Here is an 8,739-nt window from a genome sequence, read left to right on the forward strand (position 1 = left end):
AGCTTGAGCTTGGCGTGGTCTTGCAGGGTATGGAATTCGGTGCCGGTGCCCAGAATGTAGATGGGCGCGTTGGTGTTGTTCTTGTCCAGCACGGCACCGCTGACGGCGGTCCCGGCGGCACCGGCGGTGCCCGCACTGAGCAGACGCGTGGCAAAGGTCAGCGGCTGGCCGTGGCTGTCGGCGTGGTTGAAATTGAGGAACCACGACCAGTCGCCATTTTTGTTGCCAAGCGAGGCGCTGGTCTGCCAGGCATTGAACGTGGCGCTGGTGTTGTACAGCTCGAACGGCTGCGAGACATAGCCGACCTTGGCATGGGCTTCGAATTTTGTCGGCATGCGCGTGACATAGTCCACCACCGCGCCCACCGAGTTGCCCGCGTAGGCGGCCGAGAACGGGCCGTACATGACGTCCACCCGCTCGATTTCTTCCGGCGTCACCAAGCCCCAGCGCGGCGGAAAGCTCAGGCCGCCGACACCATTGCCCAGGTAGTTGGACAGCAGAATGCCGTCGGCATACACCGCCGAGCGCGCGCTGTTGCCGGTGCCGGAGGCCCGGCTGGACAAAATCGCGTGGTTGTAGTCGCCGATGTAGCGCTTGCGCACCAGCAGGCTGGGAAAGTATTTGAGCGCATCTTCGCTGTCGGTGGCGTTGATGCTCTGCTCGATCTGCTCACGCGTGATGCCCTCGATGGTGGTGGGGATCTGGGTCGGCAGGGAGGTCGGCGCACCGCTGCGGATGGTGACGACGCCCAGCGATTTGACGGGCGCGTCGGGCTGCGTCTGGGCCGCGACGGGAAAAACGATAGCCAAAGAAACAGGAAAGGCCATGGCAAGCGCCAAGGCAACACGATTTTTCCGCACGGAAATACTCCGAAAATATCAATCAAATCAGCCTCCAGCCCGCATGGAACGGGCGGAAGGCGCTATCAATTCAATAGTTCAGGAGAAAACAGGAGGTCCGCGCGCCGGCAAGGGCGCGGCGGTGAGCGCGGCCATGTGGGCGGCCGGGATGCTTTGCAGCACATGGGCCAGGGGCTGCAGCGGCTCGGCGCTCAGGCGCGCCACGGGCGGTGGCGGCGCGCTGTTGGTGGCGCACAGCGGGCAGTCCAGCGTGTGGCCGGCCACCTCTTTCGTGCCATCGGCGGTCTTGACCAGCACCTTCATCACGCCCGCGCCCGAGCAGACCAGCTCGATGGCCTGCGGCTTGACCAGCGGCGAGGCAATCGCCACGCCGATGGACAAGGCAAACCACACCAGCACGAAGCGGGCGAGCAGATGAGCGTTGCGTAGGGATTGCAGGAACTGCAGGGATGGCATGGCGGGGATTATGGCCGATGGTGCCGAATGGCCCGCAACGCGACTTGACTTTCCTTAAAGACGCGCACCGAAGGATGGCGCATGATGAAGGCTTACCCACACAGAGGTGCCACCATGACCACAAAACTCACCACCCCTTTTAAAGAACAACTGCTGGCCCAGCGCGCCAGCCTGCTGGAGCAACTGGCCAACCTGCGCGGCGGCAAAATCGGCCGCGCCGAGGCGTCGGCCAACCATTTCGGTCAAGCCGAGGATTCCACGGCGCAGGTGAGCACCGAGCGCGAACTCGAATTCACGCTCGATGCGCGTGAATCCGACGAACTCAGCATGGTGGACGCCGCCCTGCACCGGATTGAGGCCGGCACCTACGGCCAGTGCATCGACTGTGGCGTGGCAATTCCCGCCGCCCGGCTCCATGCGGCGCCGGAAGCGCCGCGCTGCATCGCCTGCCAGGAGAAAGCGGAGTAGGAAAGCCGCGCAGGACTGCCGAACAATAGCCGGCAGGCCTGCTATCCGGACGGGATACGCGGCCTTTTTCAGTCAGCGCGATCCGCGGGTCGAGGCGGCTTTTTCAAGCGGCACGATTTCCTGCTCGATGGCGCCACACAGGCTCTGGCCGTCACGGCCCTTCATCTCGATGCGGATGGTGTCGCCGTACTTCATGAACTCGGTGACCGGCTTGCCATCCTGAATCGTCTCGATCGCGCGTTTTTCAGCAATACAGCTGTAGCCGTGGCTCCAGTCCTTGTTGCTGACGGCGCCGGAACCGATGATGGCGCCGGCGCGCATGTTGCGGGTCTTGCAGAGGTGGGCAATCAGCTGGCCGAAGTGAAAAGTCATCTCCGGCCCGGCCTCGCACATGCCGACCTTGCGGCCGTTCCAGGTGCTTTGCAGCGTGAGGTGCACGCGGCCCTTGTCCCAGGCGCTGTCGCCGTTGAACGTCAGTTCGTCCAGGGTGACGGCCACCGGGCTGAAGGCGGTGGCCGGTTTGCTCTGGAGAAAGCCGAAACCCTTGGCCAGTTCCGCCGGAATCAAGTTACGCAAACTCACATCGTTGGCCAGCATCAGCAGGCGAATGCCGTCCAGCGCCTGCTCCGGCGTCGCGCCCATGCGCACGTCGCCGGTGATGACGGCGACCTCGGCCTCGAAATCAATGCCGTAGGTTTCGCTGGCGCACACCACTTCGTCACAGGGACCCAGAAAATCGTCGCTGCCGCCCTGGTACATCAGCGGGTCGGTGTAAAAACTGGCGGGCACCTCGGCCCCGCGCGCTTGACGCACCAGCTCCACATGGTTGATATAGGCCGAGCCGTCGGCCCACTGATAGGCCCGCGGCAAAGGCGCCATGCATTGCCGGGGGTCGAACGGAAAGGCGTGACGCGCCCGGCTGGCGCTGGACGAGCCGCCAGCCGTGCGGTTCAGCGCGTCGTACAGATCCTGCAACTGGGGCGAGTGGAAGTTCCAGTCGTCCAGCACCTGCTGCAGCGTGTTCGCAATGCCGGTCGCATAATGCGCCGTAGCGAGGTCGCGCGAGACAACAAGCAGCTGGCCGTCGCGCGAACCGTCTTTGTAGGTGGCAAGTTTCATAGGGGGTACTGGAAAATGGCAAGTGGGATTGACGTGTTGTCACCGTCGGAAATTCTAGTTGACAGGAATAAAACACGCGCCGGCAACCAACCCGCCGAACGGGGGCACAACCGGTGAGGCCCGATTCGTCGCGCACGCTTTCGCTCAAGGTCTTGCTGGCCCTGACCGCCGCCGTCTTGCTGGCGCACCTCGCCGTGCTGCAGGGAACGCCCATGACCCTGGGCCTGCACCTGGGACTGACCCCGCCCCCGCCCAACCGTGCCTTCAGCACGCGCTTGATTGAACCGGAACCGCCAAAGCCCCCCGCCGCAGAACCCCAGCTGACGCCCCCGGTCACAACCCCTCACGACACGACGCCGCACACGGCGACCCCGAGCGAACGTCCGGTGCCCGCCAAAATGGACGCCGCCACGGGGCAGACCGCAACCCCAAGCCCGGCGCAGGCCGCGGCCACGCCAAGCGAGTCGTCGCCGGACGAACGGCCTGCCGACGCTGATCCGCAACCCTCGGCGCCACGCGACCAGCTGGCCGCCATCGGTGCGGTCAGCCTGCCGGGCTCGGTCCGCATCAAATACAAGGTGGAAACCAACAAGTTCCCATTTGGCGCCAGCGCCGAACTGCGGTGGCAATGGGGCGGTGAAAATTACGACGCCCGGCTGGAGGTCAGCGCTTTCGGGCAAGCCCGCGTACAAACCAGTCAGGGACAGATCACGCCGCAAGGCCTGGCCCCGCTGCGTTTTTCCGACAAATTCCGCAGCGAAGTCGCCGCCCACTTCAACCGCGAGAAAGGCAAAGTCACTTTCAGCGCCAACACGCCGGACGTGGCCCTGCTGGCCGGCGCGCAGGACCGCCTGAGCGTGCTGGTGCAACTGGGCGCCATGATCGCCGGCGACCCCAACCATTACCCGCCGGGCACTACCCTGACGGTTCAGACCATTGGTCCGCGCGATGCCGACACCTGGGTCTTCACCGTCGGCAGCAAGGAAACCCTCACCCTGCCGGGTGGCGAACAGGCGACCCTGAAACTGGTGCGCAATCCGCGTCAGCAATTTGACCAGAAAGTGGAGCTGTGGCTGGCACCGGCGCTGGGCTATCTGCCCGCTCGCATCCGGATCACCGAGCCCAACGGTGACTTTGTCGATCAAAAATGGCTGGCGACCGAGCCGCAAACCTGAACCCCGTCATTGAACTTCAGGCCGTCCAGCCGGTCTACTCTTGAAATTGCCCACTGTGCTGCCACCTGCAGGCCAAGGACGATTAAGAGATAATTCACCATGCACACGCTTTACGACTCCGACACCTATTCTGTGACGCACATGCTGGCCAATGCCGTGGCAGCGGACGTTGCGTCCGATGCGAAAAATGCGCGCAGCGTGCCAACACGGCCGGTGCTCACGCTGGCACGCCATGGCTTCGAAATTGTCGACAAACGCGCTGGCAAAGAGGTCTATCTCGACGGCTCCTGGGCCGAACTGTTCCAACAGCACATCTCCGCCTGGCAGCAAAATACCCCAACCCAGGAAGAGGTGGAAGACACGCTGGAGCGCTACGCCGAATTGGCGCAAAACCCGGTGGTTGTTCACTAAAGCGCCCATGCGCCGCCTGTCAGCGTCGCTTGCAAGGTGAAAAAGATCCTCCCCATGGCAAGCCGGTCCTTGTGGCTTCTTGCAGCCGTCATGGGCTTGATGGGCTGCGCCGCCCCGGCCCCCGACACCAGTCGGCCCGACCCGTTTCAAATCAATCAGCTCCAGCAGCTGCTACCCGCCGACGCGATTCTGCTGGGTGAGCAGCACGATGCCCCGGAGCATCAACGCATTCACCGCCTGACCGTGGAAGCCTTGGCCGCCCAGCACACGCTGGCCGTGCTGGCGCTGGAGATGGCAAGCCAGGGCCAATCCACGGAAACACTGGGTGCTGACGCCAACGAAGATCAGGTGCGCGCCGCCTTGGCCTGGGACAACGCTGGCTGGCCGTGGACTGCCTACGGCCCGGTCGTGATGGCGGCGGTGCGCGCCGGGGTGCCCGTGGTTGGCGCCAACCTGCCGCGCGCGCGTTTGCGCGAAGCCATGACCGATTCCGGATTCGACCGGCTGCTCAGCGGACCGGCGCTCAAGGCCCAGCAACAGCAGGTCCGCGCCGGCCACTGCGAGCTGCTGCCTGAAAGCCAGATTTCATCCATGACGCGCATCCAGATTGCGCGCGATGTGGCCATGGCGCAAACCGTGCTCAAGCGGGCCGTGGCCGGAAAGACGGTGCTGCTGCTGGCCGGTGGCGCGCACGTCGATCGCAGCCTGGGCGTAGCGCAGCACCTGCCGCCGGGATTCAAGGTAAAAGCAGTTCTACTCCTTGCAGAACAAGCGCCCCATGCTATTGAAAAAATAGCAAATTTTGATCAGGTCTGGTTCACCCAGCCCGTTCCGCCGGTTGACTACTGTGCCAATTTCGCCGCGCAGCGGGCAACGAAGGCGGCTGAGCCGGTGTCCGGGAAAACGCCTTAAATCGGCAACGGCAGGGCTGCGGCCCAATTCCTGAATTTTTTTCGGGCCCGCGTTTCGCCGACAAAGCGTGTTCGTTGAGCCGGTACCTGGCCTGCGACAATTCACGCACCATGAATCCTACTTATATTTTGACTCTCTCATGCCCGGACCGCCTGGGGCTGGTCCACGCGGTGTCTGGTTTTTTGCTGGAGCGCGGCGGCAACATCGAGGAGGCGGCCCAGTACAACGACCATGACACCGGCCTGTTTTTCATGCGCGTTCAGTTTGCCTGCGCCCAGACGCCGCATGAGGACCTCAAGACCCAGCTGAACCTGTTTGCGGCGCCCTTTCAGATGCAGTGGCGCTTGCACGCGCGGGCACAGCCGATGCGCGCGGTGATCATGGTCAGCAAGGAAGGCCATTGCCTCAACGACCTGCTGTTTCGCTGGAAAAGCGGCTTGCTGGAGCTGGACATTCGCGCCATTATTTCCAACCACCGCGAGTTCTACCAACTGGCCGCCAGCTACAACGTGCCGTTTCATCATCTGCCGGTGACTGCCGCCAGCAAGGCGCAGGTGGAGGCCAAACAGTATGAAATCATTCAAACCGAAGACGCTGAACTGGTGGTGCTGGCCCGCTACATGCAGGTGCTGAGCAACGACTTGTGCCGAAAGCTGTCGGGGCGCGCCATCAACATCCACCACTCCTTCCTGCCCAGCTTCAAAGGGGCCAAGCCCTATTACCAGGCGCATGACCGGGGCGTGAAACTGATTGGCGCCACCGCCCACTACGTGACCGCCGATCTGGACGAAGGCCCGATCATTGAACAGGACGTGGCGCGCGTCGATCACAGCAAAACGGTGGACGATTTGACGACCTTGGGGCGCGACACCGAGAGCCAGGTGCTGGCCCGCGCCGTGAAGTGGCATTGCGAGCACCGGGTGCTGATCAACGGCCACAAAACAGTGATTTTCAAGTAGTACCCGGACGAATTACCTACACTACAAGTCTCCTTGCCCCGAGTTTGAAAGTGACCGTCATGCAAATCAACATTCGACAAATGGTCCTCACCGTTTCGAATGCCGTGGACTTGGTCGGTGTCAGCGATGTCTTTCATGGTCGGCGCGTGGGCATGATGGCGGTGGAATGTGCCAGGACGCTGGCCTGGGATACGCCCACCCAGCATCTGCTGTTCGACGCCGGTCTCTTGCACGACTGTGGCGTGTCATCCACCCGGGAGCACCGCAAGATCATCAATGAGCTGGAGTGGGAGGGCGCGAGTCTGCACTGCGAGAGTGGCTACGCCCTGCTGCATGACTTTGCGCCGCTGGCCCACCTGGCGCCCATCGTCCGCTACCACCATACGCGCTGGCAGGATATGGCCGCGCTTGGCATCGACCCCTTGGTCGCCCGCCATGCCAACCTGATTCATCTGGTGGACCGGGTGGATGCGCTGGCAACCCCCTACTATGGCGACGAATCGCTGCTGCTGCATGTCGGCGAGATCCGGGACTTGATCAATCGCTTTCGCGAGGTGCTTTTTGCGCCCGATCTGGTCGACGCCTTTCTCGCGGCCAGCGCGCCGGAGGCGTTCTGGCTGCAGATGGATCCGGCCTACATTCCCCAATACGTCGACGACATGGAAAGGTTCCGGGAGGTTCGGGCCGGCACGCTGGAGGAATTGAAACAATTTGCCTTTCTGATTGCCCGCGTCGTCGACGCGAAGTCCCACTTCACGGCCGAGCACTCGCTGGGCGTGGCACGGCTGACGCGCTTCCTCGGGCAACAGGCCGGGCTGACCGGGAATCATCTCGACAAGCTGGAGATTGCGGCCCTCATGCACGACATCGGCAAGCTCCAGGTGCCCGACGAGTTGCTGGAAAGCACCGGCGCCTACTCGCCCGCCGAGCGCGCGGTCATGAAGAAGCACAGCTTTGCCACCTACCAGATCCTGCGGCGGATTCGGGGCTTCGAGGAACTGGCCTTGTGGGCGGCGGAACACCATGAATCCCTCAACGGCCAGGGCTACCCCTTCCATCTCCAGGCGCGCGAGATTCCCCTGGAGGCGCGCATCATCAAGGTCGCCGACGTGTTTCAGGCCCTGGCCCAGCGCCGCCCCTACCGGGCGCCCATGCCGGTGCCGGAGATTCTGACTATGCTGCGCAAGATGCAGGCCGACAACGAGGTGGACGGCGCCATTGTCGACACGGTGGCACGGCATCTCGACGAATGCCGGGCGGCAGCGCTGGGGCCCAGCGCGCTATCAAAGCCCTTGTCCTAACAGTCAGGCCGTCGGCCCGCTCTACGCTCCAGGCTCAGGATCCCGTGCTGGACGGCCGCTGCGTGTACTGCGCGTGGCGTTTCTCCAGAAAGGCCTGAATGCCTTCCTGGGCGTCGGGCGTCATGGCGGCCGAGGCCATCAACTCGGCGGCGAAGCGGTAGGCCTGATCCTGCGCCATGTCCACCTGTTGGTAAAAGCCCTGTTTACCCATCGCCTTGGACAACGCGCTGCCGCGGCTGGCCCGGTTGATCAAATCCAGGGTGGCGGCGTCCAGCTGGTCGGCCGGCACGGCCTTGTTGATCAGGCCCCACTGGGCGGCGGTGGCGGCATCGATCGGGTCACCGGTGAGTGCCATCTCCAGCGCCCGCTTGCGGCCCACATTGCGCGCCACCGCCACCAGCGGCGTATGACAGAACAGGCCCGCCTTGCCACCCGGAATGGCGAACGTGGCGCTGTCGGCGGCCACCGCCAGATCGCAGGTCGCCACCAGCTGGCAGCCGGCCGCCGTGGCCAGCGCATGCACCCTGGCAATCACCGGCTGCGGCATCGCCTGCACGGCGTCCATCATCTCGGTGCAAACGTTAAACAGTTCGTGCGCCTGCGCCAGCGTGGCGCCCGCCATGTCGCCAAAATTGTGGCCGGCGCTGAAGACCGGGCCATTGGCCGCCAGAATCACCCCCAGCGCGTCGCTCTGCGCCACCGCACGCAGGGCCTGGGTCAACTCCAGCATGACATTCATGGCCAGCGCATTGCGCTTCTCGGGCCGATTCAGGGTGATCGTGGTGATAGCGCCTTCGGAGGTAAGCAGCAAGTGTTGGTAGTTCATGGGGCCATTGTGGCAGCCCGGCCACGCCTAGACAAGCTGCCGGCTGGCCATGGCCTCGCCCAGGCGAATCGCAGCGGCGGGCGACCAGGCCGGGTTGAACTGCAGCGGGCCCTTGGGGAACAGCATCACGACGGTGGAGCCCAGCAAGAAGCGGCCCATTTCCTGGCCCTGACGCAACGGCACCGGCTGCTCGTCATAGCGCCACTCGCGCAGCTGGCCGCCGCGCTCCGCGTTCACCACGCCGTGCCACAC

Annotated in this window: 11 protein-coding genes; 6 read left to right on the forward strand and 5 right to left on the reverse strand. The window is 63.9% G+C overall.

The window, feature by feature from the left end:
* Together B3V69_RS15165 and B3V69_RS15170 are read right to left on the reverse strand one after the other, a co-directional pair.
* Positions 1-827 (reverse strand): TonB-dependent receptor plug domain-containing protein (locus tag B3V69_RS15165; RefSeq protein WP_414707545.1); only part of this gene is annotated, 827 nt, incomplete at its 3' end.
* Between the two features lie 111 nt (positions 828-938).
* Entirely contained in the window at positions 939-1,316 is a 378-nt protein-coding gene (locus tag B3V69_RS15170) for a DUF2946 domain-containing protein (protein WP_296447851.1), read from the reverse strand.
* Between the two features lie 114 nt (positions 1,317-1,430).
* On the opposite strand from B3V69_RS15170, the gene B3V69_RS15175 reads away from it, so the two are divergent.
* Positions 1,431-1,784, forward strand: coding sequence for a TraR/DksA family transcriptional regulator (locus B3V69_RS15175; RefSeq protein ID WP_296447852.1), 354 nt, complete (start codon positions 1,431-1,433; stop codon positions 1,782-1,784).
* Between the two features lie 72 nt (positions 1,785-1,856).
* On the opposite strand, the gene B3V69_RS15180 is transcribed toward B3V69_RS15175, so the two are convergent.
* Entirely contained in the window at positions 1,857-2,903 is a 1,047-nt protein-coding gene (locus B3V69_RS15180) for a fumarylacetoacetate hydrolase family protein (protein WP_296447853.1), read from the reverse strand.
* Positions 2,904-3,016: 113 nt separating this feature from the next.
* Between B3V69_RS15180 and B3V69_RS15185 the strand changes: the two genes are divergently transcribed.
* The 5 genes from B3V69_RS15185 (at position 3,017) to B3V69_RS15205 (ending at position 7,661) form a co-directional block, all read left to right on the forward strand.
* Positions 3,017-4,078: a DUF3108 domain-containing protein gene (locus B3V69_RS15185; protein ID WP_296447854.1), complete on the forward strand. Its 1,062-nt coding sequence runs from the start codon at positions 3,017-3,019 to the stop codon at positions 4,076-4,078.
* A gap of 99 nt (positions 4,079-4,177) precedes the next feature.
* Positions 4,178-4,489 (forward strand): BTH_I0359 family protein, encoded by a 312-nt coding sequence (locus B3V69_RS15190; protein ID WP_296447855.1) that lies wholly within the window; start codon positions 4,178-4,180, stop codon positions 4,487-4,489.
* Between the two features lie 54 nt (positions 4,490-4,543).
* Positions 4,544-5,401 (forward strand): ChaN family lipoprotein, encoded by an 858-nt coding sequence (locus tag B3V69_RS15195; RefSeq protein ID WP_296447856.1) that lies wholly within the window; start codon positions 4,544-4,546, stop codon positions 5,399-5,401.
* 110 nt (positions 5,402-5,511) lie between these two features.
* Positions 5,512-6,360: a formyltetrahydrofolate deformylase gene (purU, locus tag B3V69_RS15200; protein WP_296447857.1), complete on the forward strand. Its 849-nt coding sequence runs from the start codon at positions 5,512-5,514 to the stop codon at positions 6,358-6,360.
* 59 nt (positions 6,361-6,419) lie between these two features.
* The gene (locus tag B3V69_RS15205) at positions 6,420-7,661 is read left to right on the forward strand and encodes an HD domain-containing phosphohydrolase (protein WP_296447858.1); all 1,242 of its coding nucleotides are present in this window, start codon (positions 6,420-6,422) and stop codon (positions 7,659-7,661) included.
* A 34-nt stretch (positions 7,662-7,695) separates the two neighbouring features.
* Here the strand turns inward: B3V69_RS15205 and B3V69_RS15210 are convergent, their stop codons facing one another.
* Positions 7,696-8,487 carry an enoyl-CoA hydratase-related protein gene (locus B3V69_RS15210; protein WP_296447859.1) on the reverse strand — a complete coding sequence of 264 codons (792 nt, stop codon included), beginning with the start codon at positions 8,485-8,487 and terminating at the stop codon, positions 7,696-7,698.
* Positions 8,488-8,514: 27 nt separating this feature from the next.
* The coding region (locus B3V69_RS15215; protein ID WP_296447860.1) for a phosphatidylserine decarboxylase at positions 8,515-8,739 on the reverse strand (225 nt) is incomplete at its 5' end.

The sequence above is a fragment of the Rhodoferax sp. UBA5149 genome, assembly GCF_002413825.1.
Classification (GTDB): Bacteria; Pseudomonadota; Gammaproteobacteria; order Burkholderiales; family Burkholderiaceae_C; genus Rhodoferax.